Here is a 16,422-nt window from a genome sequence, read left to right as displayed (position 1 = left end):
AGGGAGAGAGCACAATGAAACTCGTCTATTCGCCCGCGTCGCCGTTTGTCCGCAAGGTCGAGGTGGTGCTGCGCGAAACCGGACAGCTCGACGATGTCGAACTGTTGCCGGTGAAGACCACGGCGGTATCGACGCCGGTCGAACTGCAATCGGTCAATCCGCTGGGCAAGATCCCGGCGCTGATCCGCGGCGACGGGCCGGCGCTGTATGACAGCCGGGTGATCTGCCAGTTCCTGAATGACCGTGCGGGCGGTGGGCTCTATCCGGATGCCAGCCGCTGGGAGGTGATGACGCTGGAGGCCACCGCCGACGGCATCCTCGATGCTGCCGTCCTGATGGTCTACGAAAGCAGGGTGCGACCGCCGCACATGGTGTTCGAGGACTGGGTCGAGGCGCAATGGCAAAAGGCATCGCGCGGGGTCAAGGCGGTCAACGACCGCTGGATGAGCCACCTGACCGGGCCGCTGAACATCGGCCAGATCGCCATCGGTTGCGCGCTCGGATATCTGGATTTCCGCCATGCCGACCGCAACTGGCGCAAGGGCAACGACGCGCTGGACGACTGGTTCGCGGTGTTCAACAGCCGCGACAGCATGAAGGCGACTCAGCCCAGCGACTGACGCTGCCTGCTTTTTCTTGGTGAAAATACCCCGGGGTGAATGCGCGCCCCTGGCGCGCAGAGGGGCTGCGCCCCTTTATCCCCGAGACGTCAGGCCAAGGGCCTGCGACGAGGCAGACAGGCGCGCGCCGGCGGCACGCACCTCTTTTCAGGTCCCGCTCAGAACGCGAAGCTCACACCGACATTCAGCGCGTTGGTGATGATCCGCGTATGCAGGTCGCCGCCGCCGGTCAGGTCCACATCGTTGTCCGAAATGGTGAACTGGTATTCCCCGAACAGCCCCCAGCGGTCGTTCAGCTGGTAACTGGCGCCCGCGGTCAGTCGCGCGGCCGGGCCGGTATACTGATACTCATAGGTATGCTGGCCGCCGGCCGGGGTGATGTCGACATGCGGAACCGCGATGCCGACGCCAGCGCCGACATAGGGGGTGAACTTGTCCCATTTTCCGGGCCAGCGCTTCATGTAGTTCACGGTCAGGATGTTGTGGCCGTCGGTGAATTCCAGCCGGGTGAATTCCGGCGACATGTCCGACCCGGCATAAGCCTTGTCATGGCTCAACTCGACCCCCCAGCCCCAGTTGCCGCCTTGCCAGAAGGTGACGCGGGCACCGTAATAGGGCGGCATGGTGAAGGATTTGCCGTCCCAGCCGATCGATTTGCTGAACGACCCGGGATAGGTCACTCCCGCGGGCAGCGTGCCGGTGACGCGGCTGTGCGGCGACGTCTGCCAGCCGCCGTAAAGGCTGATCTGGGTTTCCGCACTCACGGCACCCGCCGTGCAAAGGATCAGGGCCGAGGTGGTTGAAAGAAGGCGTGACATTGGGGTTTCCTTCAGGAAAAGGGCAGCGTTTCTGTGCCGCAGCATAGACCTTGAAACAGTGCTGCTCAACCGCGACAGATAGGCATCTGTTGCAACCGTGCAACCCCTCCGGAACATTGTCTGCTGGACTGAGCGGGAATCCCCCGCTAAATAGCGCCTCGGAAAGGCTGCACATTTTGCGGCCCCAACCGATATTGGCCAGGTCTGGCCGAAAAATGGAGAGAACCTCGTGTCCCACGCAGAAGATCACGAAGGCACCCGCAGGGACTTCCTGTACTACGCCACCGCTGGTGCCGGTGCCGTCGCCACAGGTGCCGCTGTCTGGCCGCTTGTCAATCAGATGAACCCCTCCGCCGACGTGAAGGCGCTGGCCTCGATTCGTGTTGACGTTTCAGGCGTTGAGACGGGCACCCAGCTGACCGTTAAATGGCTGGGTAAGCCGGTTTTCATCCGTCGCCGTACCGAGGAAGAAATCGCCGCCGCGCGTTCGGTGGACCTGGGCGACCTGATCGACCCGAAATCGGAAAACGCCAACAAGCCCGACGCCGACGCGTCGGACGAGAACCGTTCGCTGGACGAAGCCGGCGAATGGCTGGTGATGATCGGGGTCTGCACCCACCTGGGCTGCGTGCCGATCGGCAACGGATCGGGTGATTTCGGTGGTTGGTTCTGCCCGTGCCACGGGTCGCACTACGATGCCGCCGGTCGTATCCGCAAAGGTCCCGCGCCGCGGAACCTGGATGTGCCCATCGCCGTCTTCGAAGACGAAACCACGATCAAGCTGGGTTAAGGGAGCGTAGCATGTCCGGAATTCCTCACGACCATTACGAACCGAAAACCGGCGCGGAAAAGTGGCTGCACGGCCGCCTTCCGATCGTCGGTTTGCTTTATGACACCCTGATGATCCCCACGCCGAAGAACCTGAACTGGTGGTGGATCTGGGGCATCGTCCTGGCCTTCTGCCTGGTGCTGCAGATCGTCACCGGCATCGTGCTGGTGATGCATTACACGCCGCATGTGGACCTGGCCTTCGCCAGCGTCGAACACATCATGCGCGACGTGAACGGCGGCTTCATGCTGCGCTACCTGCATGCCAACGGCGCCTCGCTGTTCTTCTTCGCGGTCTATATCCACATCTTCCGCGGCCTGTTCTACGGTTCCTACAAGGCGCCGCGCGAAATCACTTGGATCGTCGGCATGATCATCTACCTGCTGATGATGGCGACCGGCTTCATGGGCTACGTTCTGCCCTGGGGTCAGATGTCGTTCTGGGGTGCAACCGTGATCACCGGCCTGTTTGGCGCGATCCCGTTCATCGGTGAATCGCTGCAGACCTGGCTGCTGGGTGGGCCTGCCGTGGACAACGCAACGCTGAACCGCTTCTTCTCGCTGCACTACCTGCTGCCCTTCGTGATTGCCGGTCTTGTGATCGTGCATATCTGGGCGTTCCACACCACCGGCAACAACAACCCGACCGGTGTTGAAGTGCGTCGCGGTTCGAAAGAGGAAGCCGAAAAAGACACCCTGCCGTTCTGGCCCTATTTCGTGATCAAGGACGTGTTCGCGCTGGCGGTCATTCTGGCGGTGTTCTTCGCCATCGTCGGCTTCATGCCGAACTTCCTGGGCCACCCCGATAACTACATCGAGGCCAACCCGCTGGCGACGCCCGCGCATATCGTTCCGGAATGGTACTTCCTGCCCTTCTACGCGATCCTGCGCGCCTTTACCGGCGATGTCTGGGTGGTGATGGCGGCAAGCTGGATCACCGGCGGCATCATCGACGCCAAGTTCTTCGGCGTGCTGGCGATGTTCGGCGCGATCCTGGTGATGGCGCTGGTGCCGTGGCTGGATACCAGCCGGGTGCGTTCGGGCCGGTTCCGGCCGATGTTCAAGTGGTGGTTCTACCTCCTGGTGCTGGATTTCGTCGTCCTGATGTGGGCCGGCGCGATGCCCGCCGAACCGCCCTATTCGACCATCTCTCTGATCGGCGCCACCTACTGGTTCGCCTACTTCCTGGTGATCCTGCCGATCCTCGGTGTGATCGAGAAACCGACCGAGGCCCCGGCCACGATCGAGGAAGACTTCAACGCCCACTATGGCAAGCCTGCCGAGTAAGAAGGAAACGGGATAATGCTTAAGAAACTCGCGATTACCGCAGTTGCCGCCCTGACCCTTTCGGCGGGTGGCGCGGCCGCCGCAGGCGGGGAAAACCACATCGAAGATGTCGACTTTTCCTTCGAAGGTCCATTCGGCACCTTCGACCAGATGCAGCTGCAACGCGGCCTGCAGGTCTATACCGAGGTCTGTTCGGCCTGCCACGGCATGAAGTTCGTGCCGATCCGCACCCTGGCCGACGAAGGCGGCCCGGCGCTGCCGGAAGACCAGGTCCGCGCCTACGCGGCGCAGATGGACATCTATGACCCGGAACTGGACGACATGCGCCCGCGCACGCCGGCCGATCACTTCCCGGCATCGGGCCTGGCAGCCGCGCCGGACCTGTCGCTGATGGCCAAGGCCCGTGCCGGTTTCCACGGCCCTTACGGGTCGGGGATCAACCAGTTCTTCAAGGGCATCGGCGGGCCCGAATACATCGTCTCGATCCTGACCGGCTATACCGGCGAGGAGAAGGAAGAAGCGGGCACTACCTATTACGAAAACACCGCCTTCCCCGGCGGTTGGATCGCAATGGCGCCGCCGCTGGCCGGTGAGGATGTGGAATTCGCCGACGGCCATTCAAACGAGCTGCATCACGAAGCGACCGATGTTGCCGCCTTCCTGATGTGGGCCGCCGAACCCAAGATGATGGCGCGTCAGCATGCCGGTTTCGTCGCCGTGCTGTTCCTGTCGGTGCTGTCGGTTCTTCTCTACCTGACCAACAAGCGCCTCTGGGCGCCGGTCAAGAAGAAGGCGAAGGAAGCGTAAGTATCCTTCCTCTGGAATTGAGAAAGCCCCGCCTTTTGGCGGGGCTTTTTCTTTGTCTGGTCTGGGGGCGCTGCCCCCGCCGTTGAAAATCCGGGGATTTTCAACGACTTCCCCGGGGTATTTGGGCCAAGAAAAAGCGGCTTAGCGCATTAGTTCGGGCAGGTCGCCGGTCAGGCCCGCGGCTTCGCGGATGAAGTTGCGGCGCAGGCCCGGCATCGCGTTGATCATCCCCATGCCGAGGTCGCGGGCGGCGCGCAGCAGCGGGTTGTCGTTGGAAAACAGCTTGTTGGTTAGGTCGGTGGTCAGCGCCAGCGTCGCGGTGTCGAAGCGGCGCCATTGCTGGTAGCGTTCGAGCACCTGTTCCGAGGCAATGTCTTCGCCGCGGCGGCGTGCCTCGGACAGGACCTGGGTCAGCGCGCCGACATCGCGCAGCCCGGCATTCAGCCCCTGGCCGGCAATCGGGTGCATGCCATGCGCAGCGTCCCCGATCAGCGCCAGCCGGTCGGCGATGAAACTGTCGGCGATGGTCAGGTTCAGCGGATAGGTGAAACGTTTGCCGGCCAGCCGGATATCGCCGAGGAAGTCTCCGAATCGCGGCCGCAGCACCTGCAGGTAGTCTTCGTCCGGCAGGGCCTGGAACGCGGCGGCGTTTTCGTCGCTTTCCGACCAGACGATCGAAGACATGTTGCCCGGCAGCGGCAGGATTGCCAGCGGCCCGGGCGGCATGAAGAACTGATGCGCGATGCCGTGATGCGGCAGGTCGTGTTCGATGGCGCAGACCAGCGCGGTCTGACCGTATTCCCACCCCGTCCGGGTGATCCCGGCGCGTTCGGCGGTGCCGGATTTGCGTCCGTCGCAGCCGATCAGAAGCTGCCCGCGCAGGGTCTTGCCGGAGGCAAGCGTCAGGCTGACGCCATTGCCGCTGGTGTCCTGTTCGGTGACGGTTTCGCCATCAAGCAGCGTGATCCGGTCGGATGCCGCCATCGCCTGAAACAGCGCCCGGCGCAGGTAGCGGTCCTCGAGCATGTAACCCATCGGGCCTTCTTCGATCTCGGCGTGATCGAAATGCAGGAAGAAGGGCGACAGCGGCCCTTCGCCGGCGCGGCCGTCGCTGACCTTGATTTCCAGCATCGGCTGGCTGTGATCGGCGACCTCCGGCCAGATGCCGATATTGGCCAGGAGCCGTTGCGAGGCGAGCGCCAGCGCATAGGCGCGGCCGTCGAAATCCGCCTGATTCTGTGCGGCGCGGGGCAGGGCATCGATCACGGTGACGCCAAAGCCGGCCTGCGCCAGAGCCAATGTCAAGGCCGGGCCATTGAGCCCGCCGCCCACGATGAGGATTTCGCTGTCATAGGTCATGGGATGCAATATGCGCCTCTAATCGGGATTGTCCATGCGTTCCGCTGCCGCTACCGTTCCCGCAAAGACGAGGAGTTTGCGATGCAGGACTGGTTGGAAAAAAGCGCGGCTGATCTTGGGCGGGGAATTGCCGAAGGATCGATCGACCCGGTGGCGCTGACGCGCACCTATCTGGACGCGATCGAGGCGCACCCGTTCCGCGACCGGATCTATGCCCGCGTCACCGCCGACCGAGCCATGGCCGAGGCCGAGGCCGCGTCCGAGCGGGCCAAATCCGGCCACCGGCTGTCGCCGCTGGATGGGATTCCGATCAGCTGGAAGGACCTGTTCGATACCGCCGGCGTGGCGACCGAGGCCGGATCCGCTCTGCTGAAGGACCGGGTGCCGGAGCGCGATGCGCCGGTGTTGCGCAACGCGACCGCCAACGGGCTGGTCTGCCTGGGCAAAACCCATATGAGCGAACTGGCCTTTTCCGGGCTGGGGCTGAACCCGGTGACCGCGACCCCGCCCTGCGTGAACGACCATGACGCGGTGTCGGGCGGATCGTCGTCGGGCGCCGCGACCTCGGTCGCCTTCGGGCTGGCGGCCTGCGGCATCGGGTCGGATACCGGCGGGTCGGTGCGGATTCCGTCGGCCTGGAACGACCTGGTCGGGCTGAAGACCACGCCGGGGCGGATCACGCTGCAGGGCGTGGTGCCGCTTTGCGAAAAATTCGACACCGTCGGCCCGCTGTGCCGCACGGTCGAAGACGCGGCGCTGATGCTGGCCATGCTGGAGGGCGGCAAGGCGGCGGACCTGCGCGGCGCGACCCTGCAGGGCAAGCGCTTGGCCGTGCTGCAGACGGCGGTGCTGGAGCCGTGCCGGGAAGAACCGCTTAGGGCCTTCGACGACGCGGTGGCGAAGCTGGCCGAGGCCGGGACGGAGATCGTTAAGATCGACGCGCCGGAAGTGGCGCAGGCGATGGACCTGGCCGCGATCCTGTTCACCACCGAGGCCTATGGCACCTGGCGCGAGGTGATCGAGGCCAATCCGGGCCTGATGTTCGATCGCATTCTCGACCGGTTCCGGGGCGGGGCGCATCATCTGGGTTCCGATTACGTTGCCGCGTGGCAGGAACTGGAAGGGTATCGCAATCGCTGGTACGCCCGTGTCGCGGGCTTCGATGCGGTGCTGTGCCCGTCCTCTCCGAACCTGCCGCCGAAACTGGACCGGCTGATGGGCGAGGACGATTATTACGTCACCGAAAACCTGCTGACGCTGAACAACACGCGGGTCGGAAACCTGATGGGAAATTGCGGTGTGACCCTGCCCACCGGCGTGCCCAGCTGCGGTATCCTGTTGAACGGATTGCCGTTTCAGGAAGAACGCCTGTTGCGCGTCGCGGCGGCGGCCGAAGCGGTTCTGCGCGCCGACTGACGCCATCACCGATTCGTCAAAAAGGTCACAGGGCCCCCGGGCCCTGCTGCAATAATCTGGACGAAACCCATGTCATTGGGTAATCTGACAAAAAATCGGGGCGCAAATGATCCCGTAACCTGAGGCAGTATTAGATGTTTCCCGAGCGGTTTTCGAACCTACCCGCTTATGCTTTCCCGCGTCTGCGCGCCCTGTTGGACGTGTTTGAGCCGGGTGGCGAGGTCATGCACATGACCATTGGCGAGCCGAAACACGGCTTCCCCGATTGGGTTGCTGGGGTTCTGGCCAAGAATATCGACGGCTTCGGCAAATACCCCCCGAATGACGGCACGCCCGAATTGCAGGGCGCGATCGCCGATTGGATCAAGCGCCGTTACGGCGTGTCGGTCGACCCGTCGGCGCAGGTGATGCCGCTGAACGGCACCCGCGAAGGGCTCTACAACGCCGCGATGGCGCTGATCCCAGAAGCGAAGAACGGCCAGCAGCCCGTGGTGCTGATGCCGAATCCGTTCTATCAGGTCTACATGATCGGGGCGATTTCCGTGGGGGCCGAACCCGTGTTCGTTCCCGCGACGAAGGAAACCGGCCATCTGCCCGATTTCACCGGCCTGTCCGAGGACGTTCTGAACCGCACCGCCGTGGCCTATATCTGTTCGCCCGCGAACCCGCAGGGCGCGGTGGCGTCGCGCGACTATTGGGCCGATCTGATCCGGCTGGCGGAAAAGCACGATTTCCGCATCTTCGCCGATGAATGCTATTCCGAGATCTACCGCGACGACCCGCCGGTGGGCGCGTTGCAGGTGGCGCAGGAACTGGGCGCCGATCCCGAACGGGTGCTGATTTTCCATTCGCTGTCGAAACGGTCGAACCTGCCGGGCCTGCGGTCGGGCTTTGTGGCCGGTGGGCCGGATTGCCTGAAGCGGATCAAGCAGTTGCGCGCCTATGCCGGCGCGCCCTTGCCGCTGCCGCTGCAACGGGTGGCCGAGGCGGTGTGGGCGGATGAGGATCACGTGATCGAAAACCGCCGCCTCTATCGGGAAAAATACGCCGTCGCGGACAAGATTTTCGCGGGCGTCGAGGGCTACATGAGCCCCGAGGCCGGGTTCTTCCTGTGGCTGCCGGTCGAAGACGGCGAAGCGGCTGCGCTGAAGCTCTGGCAGGAAACCGGCGTTCGGGTGCTGCCGGGGGCCTACCTGTCGCGGGACGTGGACGGGTTCAATCCCGGCAAGGAATACATAAGGGTCGCGATGGTGGCCCCAAAAGAAGACATGCGGCGCGGGCTGATCCGGTTGCGCGACTGCATCTATGGGTAAGTGGACGAGGGCAGGAATGGCATATCAGACACGAGGGCGCGATCCGCTGTTTGACAGCGACATGCAGGCCGCGATCGAAAAACGCGGCAAGGAGCTTCTGGGCATCGTCCTGGCGATCCTGGGGCTAGCCGTGGCGGCGATGGTGGTGTCCTATCATCCCGACGATCCGTCCTTCATGTCGGCCACCGATGCACCGGTGCAGAACTGGCTGGGCCGGACCGGCGCGTCGATTTCCGCCTTCCTGTTCGTGGTCGTGGGCAACGGCAGCTGGATCATTTCGCTGGCCCTGATCGGCTGGGGGCTGCGGCTGGCGCTGCATCAAGGGTCTGAGCGCGCCTTTGGCCGGCTGATCTTCCTGCCGATCCTGATCGCGGTCACCTCCGTCTATGCCTCAACGCTGGTTCCTGGGGCCGACTGGTCCCACGGTTTCGGGCTGGGCGGGCGTTTCGGTGACACCGTTCTGGGCGCTTTCCTGAATTTCCTGCCGGTGGGCATGAGCATCGGATTGAAAATCGCCTCGCTCCTGCTGGCAGTCTCGATGATCGCACTTGGTGCTTTCGTCCTGGGCTTCACGTTGCCGGAACTGCGGCTGATCGCGCGTTTCCTGCTGGTCGGCGTGATCATGACCTATGCCACGCTGATGACCCTGCTGGGTCGGGGCGCGACCGGCGCGTTCGGTGCCGCGCAGGCGCTGCAGGCCCGCAATGCCGCCCGGCGCGAGACCCGCCAGCAGCTGGCGCAGCAGCAGGCCGAATGGCAGGTGCAGAATGCCTGGGCCGAGGACCCCGAACCGGTGATCGAGGACGACCCCGAACCGGCCAGGCCCGGGTTGCTGAAACGGATGCCGGCGCTGATCCGGCGCCCGGACCCGGCGCCCGAGGACCTGCCCGAACCGGAACTGGTCGAAAGCCCCATGGCTGCGGATGTCGCCGCCCCCGAGGACGACCGGATCAAGGCCAAGATCGCCGACGTGATCAAGAGCCGGGTACGCCAGAACCCCAATGTTCAGGTCGAAACCGTGGCGCCGCTGACCAAGGGTCGCGGCCGCGGGCCTGATCCCTTGATCCTGAACGCACAGCCGCAGGCCGGCTTGCCGCCTGAACCGCCGCTGACAGCATCGCATGTCGCGCCCCTTGCGGGGACCGCGCCGCAGGACATGGGCTATGACGACACGCCCTTTGCCGAGGATGTGCCGCTGGAAGAGGCGCCGGTCGAGCAGTTCGATCAGGTCGCGTATCAGGCAGAGCCCTATCAGGACGACGCTTATCAGGCGGAACCTTATGAGGAAGAACCCTATCAGCCGGTCGCCCCCGCTGCCCCGCGCGCCATTCCGACGCCGGAACCGCGCAAGGTGGTGCAGCACCTGAACCGCAAGCCGGTGCAGCCCTCGACCCGCGCCAAGGCCGAAGCGCAACCGTCGCTGCAATTCGACGACTCCAACCGGCCGCAATACGAATTGCCGCCGCTCAGCCTGCTGACCAATCCGACCAGCATTCAGCGCCATCACCTCAGCGACGAGGCGCTGGAGGAAAACGCCCGGATGCTGGAAAACGTGCTGGACGATTATGGCGTGAAGGGCGAAATCGTGTCGGTCCGCCCCGGCCCCGTCGTCACAATGTACGAACTCGAACCCGCGCCGGGCCTGAAGGCCAGCCGCGTGATCGGTCTGTCCGACGATATTGCCCGGTCAATGTCGGCACTGTCGGCGCGTGTTTCCACCGTGCCCGGGCGAAGCGTGATCGGCATCGAACTGCCCAATGAGAACCGTGAAAAGGTGGTGCTGCGCGAAATCCTCGCCGCGCGCGATTTCGGCGACAGCAACATGAAGCTGCCGCTGGCTCTGGGCAAGGATATCGGTGGCGATCCGATCGTGGCGAACCTGGCCAAGATGCCCCACCTGCTGATCGCGGGGACCACCGGGTCGGGTAAGTCGGTGGCGATCAACACGATGATCCTGTCGCTGCTTTATCGCCTGACGCCGGAAGAATGCCGGTTGATCATGATCGACCCGAAAATGCTGGAACTTTCCGTCTATGACGGCATCCCGCACCTGCTGTCCCCCGTCGTCACCGACCCGAAGAAGGCCGTGGTGGCGTTGAAATGGGTCGTCGGCGAAATGGAAGACCGTTATCGCAAGATGTCCAAGATGGGCGTGCGCAACATCGACGGCTATAACAGCCGCGTCGCCGATGCGCTGTCCAAGGGCGAAACGTTCTCGCGCACGGTGCAGACCGGGTTCGACGACGACACCGGAGAACCGGTGTTCGAGACCGAGGAAATCCAGCCCGAGAAAATGCCCTACATCGTCGTCATCGTCGACGAGATGGCCGACCTGATGATGGTCGCGGGCAAGGAAATCGAAGCCTGCATCCAGCGCCTGGCGCAGATGGCGCGGGCATCGGGCATCCACCTGATCATGGCGACGCAGCGGCCCTCGGTCGATGTGATCACCGGCACGATCAAGGCGAACTTCCCGACCCGGATTTCGTTCCAGGTCACGTCCAAGATCGACAGCCGCACCATCCTTGGTGAAATGGGCGCCGAACAGCTTCTGGGCATGGGCGACATGCTCTACATGGCCGGCGGGGCAAGGATCACCCGTTGCCACGGGCCCTTCGTCAGCGACGAAGAGGTCGAAGAAATCGTCAACCACCTGAAGGCCTACGGCCCGCCCGATTATATCGGCGGCGTGGTCGAAGGGCCCGACGAGGACAAGGAAAGCGATATCGACGCGGTGCTGGGGCTTGGCGGCAACACCACTGGCGAAGACGCGCTTTACGATCAGGCGGTGGCGATCGTGATCAAGGACCGCAAATGTTCGACCTCCTACATTCAGCGCAAGCTGGCGATCGGCTACAACAAGGCCGCGCGGTTGGTCGAACAGATGGAAGACGAAGGCGTGGTCAGCGCCGCCAACCATGTCGGCAAACGCGAAATCCTGGTGCCTGAACAGTAATCACGGCAGCACGTGACGCGGCGCGCCGCCGGGCGCGCCGTTTTCCGCCTTTTCGCGAATTCGTGAGGAAAGACCAGGTGTATTCCGGTGCCGAAAGCTTACATTGGTGACATGATCAACCGACGCACACTTATCGCCTCAGCGGCCGCTTTCCTGATCCTGTCTCTGCCGGTTTCGGCGGAACAGATTTCCCTGAATGATCTGTCCGCATACTTGAATCGGATGAAAACCGCGCAGGCGGATTTCACCCAGATCAACGATGACGGTTCGATTTCCACCGGCAAGCTGATGCTCAAGCGCCCCGGACGGATGCGGTTCGAATATGCCGGTCCCGACAATACGCTGGTTCTGGCCAGTTCCGGGGCGGTGGCGATCTATGATCCGAAGACGCCAGAATACGGGCCGGAAACCTATCCGCTGAACAAGACGCCCTTGTCGATCATCCTGGCCGAACGGGTGGATCTGGCGCGCGCCGACATGGTGGTGGGCCATTCCTATGACGGTACCGCGACCACGGTGACCGCGCAGGATCCGGAACATCCCGAATATGGCAACCTGCAGCTGGTGTTCACCGACAACCCGGTGCAGTTGCGTCAATGGGTGGTCAATGACGATTCCGGCGGCAGCACCACGGTCGTGCTGGGGCAGATGGAAACCGGCGTTGCGCTGAACAACCGGCTGTTTACCATCACCAGGCCCAGCAATGCCGACAATCGCTGATCAGCGGATTCGCCGCGGGCAGCTTTGCAGTTGTTGCTGATACAGGTCCGACCGCGCTTCGACCGCGCTGGAAATCCTGAGAAGCCAGCTTTTGTAGCGGTAGGACTTGCGTGCGTATCCGGTGTGTCCTTCGTGATAGGCTAAGTACTGATTGCGCGCATCACTCAGCGACACGCCGTTTTTTTCCCGGGTCGTGGTCATGTACCAGCCCATGAAATCGGTCGCGTCACGGATGTTGTCGCGTCTTGCCCGGTAATTGCGGGTTTCGCGCTGATACTGCTTCCAGGTCGCGTCCAGAGCCTGGGCATAGCCATAGGCCGAACTTTGCCGCCCCATCGGGATCACGCCCGCCACATAGCGGAACGGCGTGCGCGCATTGCCCACGAACTTGCTTTCCTGGTAAATCGTCGCCATCTGAACGTGCACCGGAACACCCCAGCGGCGTTCAACGGCCTTGAAGGCGCGTCCGTATTTCGGGCGCTGGCTGAGGATCGAACAGGCGTTATCAAGGTTCCGCGGCGCGGAAAAATTGCCGCCGCCGCAGGATGCCAGCACCATCAACAGGACCAAAGCGCGAAGAGTTCTGCTCATCTGCCTCTCGCTTTCACTTTTTTTGGCAGTGTAGCTGAAACGACGCCCGCTGCAAATGGAGATGCTGCCGCAGAACCGCCGCGTTACAGCAAAATTCCCAGCATCAGCGGAATTGCGATCACCGACATCAGGGTGGATACCACGACCAGCCCCGCCACCGATTCCGAATCCGCCCCGTATTTTTCCGCCAACAGGTAAGAGGTTACCGCCACCGGGGTCGATATCTGGATCACCAGCACCGCAAAGGCGATCTTGTCGAGCTGAAACCAGCGCCCGACCACCCATGTGATGCCAAAGCACAGCACCAGCTTGACCAGCGAAATCCAGGTCGCGCGCCGGATATGACCGGGATGCATCCGCGCCACCGCAACGCCTAGGGTGATCAGCATCAGGGGGATCGCCATCTGGCCGATCAGGTCCAAGGCATTGGTCAGAAACACCGGCGTTTGCCAGCCCTGCCACAGGAAAATCCCGCCCAGCACCGTGGCGCCCACCAGCGGTTCCTTGACCACCTTGGTCAGCGATCCGCCGCCCGCCACCAGCCAGACCCCGAAGGTGAAGGACCAGATCGCCATGATGGCGAACACCACCACCGCGTAACCCAGCCCGGCCTGCCCGAAGGCGAACATCGCCAGCGGCAGGCCCAGGTTGCCGGTGTTGCCGAAGATGATCGGCGCCATGTAGGTGCGCAGGTCCAGCCTGCCGATCCGCACCAACAGAAACGCCAGCACCGACACCGCCGCATAGGCGGTGACCGCGGCCAGAGACAGTTTGGTTAACGCCTGCGGATCGATTTCGGTCCGCATCAACGAGGTGAAGATCAGACAGGGCACCGAAAGGGACATCGCCAGTTGGGTGACGAATCGGACCTGGTAATCGAAACCGGCTTTGACCCAGCCAAAACCGATGGCGGCCAACAGAAACACCGGCGCGGTGATTTCGAGGACTGTAAAGGCAAGGTTCACAAACTGTTTCCCTCAGAATTGGGGCTCTGACATGGACATTTACTGCCCAAAGCGTCTATCTCTGGGTTATGGGGGCTGCAAGACCATGTTGAAAACGCGTGCAAAATATCATCTGGGCCAGGTAGTGCGGCATAAGAAGCACCCGTTCCGCGGCGTGGTGTTCGACGTCGATCCGGAGTTCGCCAATACCGAGGAATGGTACAACTCGATTCCCGAGGAAAGCCGCCCGTCGAAGGAGCAGCCGTTCTATCACCTGCTCGCCGAGAACGAACAAAGTTACTATGTCGCTTATGTTTCGGAACAGAACCTGGTGGCGGATTATTCCGGCGAACCGGTGGATCACCCGGACATTCCCGACCTGTTCGGGCCGTTCGAGGATGGCCACTACCCGCTGCATTTTCAGCTGAATTGATCATCCTGTCCTGAACGCGATGTCCCACGGGCTGGGAAAGCCCGTGGGCCGGTATCGTTGCAAGCGGGGCCATTGAGCGGTCCGCGTGTCAGTAGCCGAGCGCGCAGCCGTCCTTGCGCGGGTCCGACCCGCCTTCGAGAGTGCCGTCGTCGCGGATCACGATCGCCTGGGCGCCGCCGATCGCCTTGTCGGGGATGACGACATCGTGGCCCAGATCGGTCAGTTCCTGCCGCACCTGGTCGGAATAGCCGCGCTCGACCTGCATCTTGCCGTCGAAGCTGAACGTGCGCGGCGCATCGATCGCTTCCTGCGGGGGCAGTCCGAATTCGTGCATGTTCGACACCAGCCGCGCATGGCCGTTCGACTGGTACTGGCCGCCCATCACGCCGAAGGGCATCAGAACCCGGCCCTCCTTGCGCAGCATGCCGGGGATGATCGTGTGCATCGGCCGGTTGCCGCCCGCCATTTCGTTCGGGTGCCCTTCCTCCAGCGTGAAGCCCGCGCCGCGGTTCTGGAACAGGATGCCGTATTTTTCCGACGCGATGCCCGACCCGAAGCCATGGAAGATCGAATAGATCAGCGACACCGCCATGCGGTCGCGGTCCACGACGGTGATATAGATCGTATCCTTGTGCACCGCTTCGGTCAGCGGCGCGGCGGCGGTCATCACCTTTTTCGGGTCGATCAGCACCGCCAGCTTGGCCGCCGTTTCCGGCGCAAGCATGTGGTCCAGCCGCGCCATGCGATCGGGATCGGCGATGAACCGGTTGCGCGCATCATAGGCCAGCTTGGCCGCTTCGGCCTCGATATGCGCGCGTTCGCTGCCAAACGGATTCATGCCGGCGATGTCGAAATGCTTCAGGATATTCAGAAGCAGAATCGCGGTCGCGCCCTGACCGTTCGGCGGATGCTCGACCAGGTCCACCCCGGCATAGTTGCCGCTGACGGGGGTGGTGTATTCGCAGGCGGTGTTGGCGAAATCTTCCATCGTGTGGTTGCCGCCCATCGCCCGCAGGGTGTTGACCATGTCTTCGGCGATTTCGCCTTCGTAGAAGGCTTTGCGGCCATCCTTGGCGATCCGCTGCAACACCTCGGCCTGACCTGGGGCGCGGAACATTTCACCCACCTCGGGCACCTGACCCGAAGGCATGAAATGGCGCAGCCCGTGGCCTTGCAGCACCTTGCCGTCATTGGCCCAGTCGGAGGCCACGCGCGGGGCGACGGGAACGCCTTCTTCGGCATAGCGGATCGTGGGGGCAAGAACAGCGTCCAGGCCGATCCGGCCGTGATCTTCCGACAGGCGGCAGAATGCATCGACCGCGCCGGGGATGGTCACCGCCTCGTGGCCGTGAACCGGTACCGCCGACAATCCGCGCGCGCGCAGCGCCGCCGCATCGGCGGCCTTGGGCGCCCGGCCCGAACCGTTCAGCGCGAGGATGTCATCGCTGCCGGCTGGCGAAAATAGAACAAAGCAGTCGCCGCCGATGCCGGTCATTTGCGGTTCGCAAATCCCCAGCAGGACCGCCCCGGCGATCGCGGCGTCCATCGCGTTGCCGCCACGTTCAAGGATATCGATCGCGGTTTTCGCCGCCAGGGGGTGCGAGGTGGCACAGACACCGTTAGCCGCAATGACGGGCGAACGGCCGGGCAGGTGGAAATCTCTCATGGGTTTTCTTCTCTCCGCTGTTCAAGCGGCACATTAAAGATGTCCACGAGGATTTGAAACTGATGAAAATTCCTCGGCGCCATGTACTGGGTGGGGGCTATGAACACATGACGCCGAGGGAAGCCTGTGCAGCTACGATCTTCTTTATGCCGGGCCATTCGGGCGGGATTGAGAGGGCAATATGGCAAATCTTGGACTGCCGGGGCACAGGCCCTAGCTTTCGATGTGGCCACCGGAATAGGGGATGTGCAGACGCAATTCGTTGCGGTCACCATCGCGCCGGTAGGCATGGTTCGCGCTCAGTTCGCGAATCAGGAACCAGCCCCAGCCGCCTTCGGGGGGATTGTCGGAGCGCGCCGAAGGGGGCGGTGCCGGGTTGGGAAGCAGGACGCGGCGCGGTATCCGGGCCCCGCAATCGGACAGGACGAGGTCCAGTCCCGCTTCGGTCAGCGTGCATTGCAATTCGATCGGCCCCGACTGCGCGCCGGGATAGCCATGTTCGACGATATTGTTCAACGCCTCGGCCAGAACCAGCTGAATCCGGCCGCGCTCTTCTTCGCCGACGGCGTGGTTCTGCAGGTGTTGCATCAGCTTTTCCAAGGCCCGCCGCACGGCGCTTCTGCTGCTGGTGAAGCTGAGATGGATCGTGTCGGGCAGTGTCATG

The 16,422-nt window shown here is 63.1% G+C and carries 15 protein-coding genes; 9 read left to right on the top strand and 6 right to left on the bottom strand.

The window, feature by feature from the left end; translation table 11 throughout:
* The first annotated feature begins 14 nt into the window (after nt 1–14).
* Nucleotides 15–620 (top strand): glutathione S-transferase, encoded by a 606-nt coding sequence (locus IT775_RS03725; protein WP_212699734.1) that lies wholly within the window; start codon nt 15–17, stop codon nt 618–620.
* A 158-nt stretch (nt 621–778) separates the two neighbouring features.
* Here IT775_RS03725 and IT775_RS03720 read toward each other — a convergent pair whose 3' ends face one another.
* Complete coding sequence (locus IT775_RS03720) at nt 779–1,438, bottom strand: outer membrane protein (protein ID WP_212699733.1); 660 nt, start codon at nt 1,436–1,438, stop codon at nt 779–781.
* Between the two features lie 229 nt (nt 1,439–1,667).
* Between IT775_RS03720 and petA the strand changes: the two genes are divergently transcribed.
* The 3 genes from petA to IT775_RS03705 are packed head-to-tail and all read left to right on the top strand — an operon-like array spanning nt 1,668 to nt 4,360.
* On the top strand, nt 1,668–2,228 hold the full coding sequence (gene petA, locus IT775_RS03715) for a ubiquinol-cytochrome c reductase iron-sulfur subunit (RefSeq protein WP_212699732.1): 561 nt from the start codon (nt 1,668–1,670) through the stop codon (nt 2,226–2,228).
* 11 nt (nt 2,229–2,239) lie between these two features.
* Nucleotides 2,240–3,553, top strand: a complete 1,314-nt coding sequence (gene petB, locus IT775_RS03710; protein WP_212699731.1) for a cytochrome b — start codon at nt 2,240–2,242, stop codon at nt 3,551–3,553.
* 15 nt (nt 3,554–3,568) lie between these two features.
* On the top strand, nt 3,569–4,360 hold the full coding sequence (locus tag IT775_RS03705) for a cytochrome c1 (RefSeq protein ID WP_212699730.1): 792 nt from the start codon (nt 3,569–3,571) through the stop codon (nt 4,358–4,360).
* A gap of 141 nt (nt 4,361–4,501) precedes the next feature.
* On the opposite strand, the gene IT775_RS03700 is transcribed toward IT775_RS03705, so the two are convergent.
* Nucleotides 4,502–5,719, bottom strand: a complete 1,218-nt coding sequence (locus tag IT775_RS03700; RefSeq protein ID WP_212699729.1) for a UbiH/UbiF/VisC/COQ6 family ubiquinone biosynthesis hydroxylase — start codon at nt 5,717–5,719, stop codon at nt 4,502–4,504.
* Between the two features lie 81 nt (nt 5,720–5,800).
* Between IT775_RS03700 and IT775_RS03695 the strand changes: the two genes are divergently transcribed.
* From IT775_RS03695 to IT775_RS03680, 4 genes are all read left to right on the top strand, one after another.
* On the top strand, nt 5,801–7,135 hold the full coding sequence (locus IT775_RS03695) for an amidase (RefSeq protein ID WP_212699728.1): 1,335 nt from the start codon (nt 5,801–5,803) through the stop codon (nt 7,133–7,135).
* A gap of 134 nt (nt 7,136–7,269) precedes the next feature.
* Nucleotides 7,270–8,448, top strand: coding sequence for an aminotransferase class I/II-fold pyridoxal phosphate-dependent enzyme (locus tag IT775_RS03690; RefSeq protein WP_212699727.1), 1,179 nt, complete (start codon nt 7,270–7,272; stop codon nt 8,446–8,448).
* A gap of 16 nt (nt 8,449–8,464) precedes the next feature.
* Complete coding sequence (locus IT775_RS03685; protein ID WP_212699726.1) at nt 8,465–11,404, top strand: DNA translocase FtsK; 2,940 nt, start codon at nt 8,465–8,467, stop codon at nt 11,402–11,404.
* 111 nt (nt 11,405–11,515) lie between these two features.
* Nucleotides 11,516–12,124 (top strand): LolA family protein, encoded by a 609-nt coding sequence (locus IT775_RS03680; protein ID WP_212699725.1) that lies wholly within the window; start codon nt 11,516–11,518, stop codon nt 12,122–12,124.
* Here IT775_RS03680 and IT775_RS03675 read toward each other — a convergent pair whose 3' ends face one another.
* The gene (locus IT775_RS03675) at nt 12,125–12,715 is read right to left on the bottom strand and encodes a transglycosylase SLT domain-containing protein (RefSeq protein WP_212699724.1); all 591 of its coding nucleotides are present in this window, start codon (nt 12,713–12,715) and stop codon (nt 12,125–12,127) included.
* Between the two features lie 83 nt (nt 12,716–12,798).
* A complete protein-coding gene (locus tag IT775_RS03670; RefSeq protein WP_212699723.1) occupies nt 12,799–13,680 on the bottom strand; it encodes an AEC family transporter in 882 nt (293 codons plus the stop codon).
* 85 nt (nt 13,681–13,765) lie between these two features.
* Between IT775_RS03670 and hspQ the strand changes: the two genes are divergently transcribed.
* Nucleotides 13,766–14,092, top strand: coding sequence for a heat shock protein HspQ (hspQ, locus tag IT775_RS03665; protein ID WP_212699722.1), 327 nt, complete (start codon nt 13,766–13,768; stop codon nt 14,090–14,092).
* Nucleotides 14,093–14,180: 88 nt separating this feature from the next.
* On the opposite strand, the gene IT775_RS03660 is transcribed toward hspQ, so the two are convergent.
* Complete coding sequence (locus IT775_RS03660) at nt 14,181–15,758, bottom strand: gamma-glutamyltransferase family protein (protein ID WP_212699721.1); 1,578 nt, start codon at nt 15,756–15,758, stop codon at nt 14,181–14,183.
* Nucleotides 15,759–15,971: 213 nt separating this feature from the next.
* Nucleotides 15,972–16,421: an ATP-binding protein gene (locus tag IT775_RS03655; protein WP_212699720.1), complete on the bottom strand. Its 450-nt coding sequence runs from the start codon at nt 16,419–16,421 to the stop codon at nt 15,972–15,974.
* Between the last annotated feature and the right edge of the window lies 1 nt (nt 16,422).

It is taken from the genome of Thalassovita aquimarina, from assembly GCF_018219815.1.
GTDB lineage: Bacteria > Pseudomonadota > Alphaproteobacteria > Rhodobacterales > Rhodobacteraceae > Thalassobius > Thalassobius aquimarinus.
The sequence above is the reverse complement of the archived record's forward strand: the minus strand, read 5'-3'. Positions and strand labels throughout refer to the sequence as shown.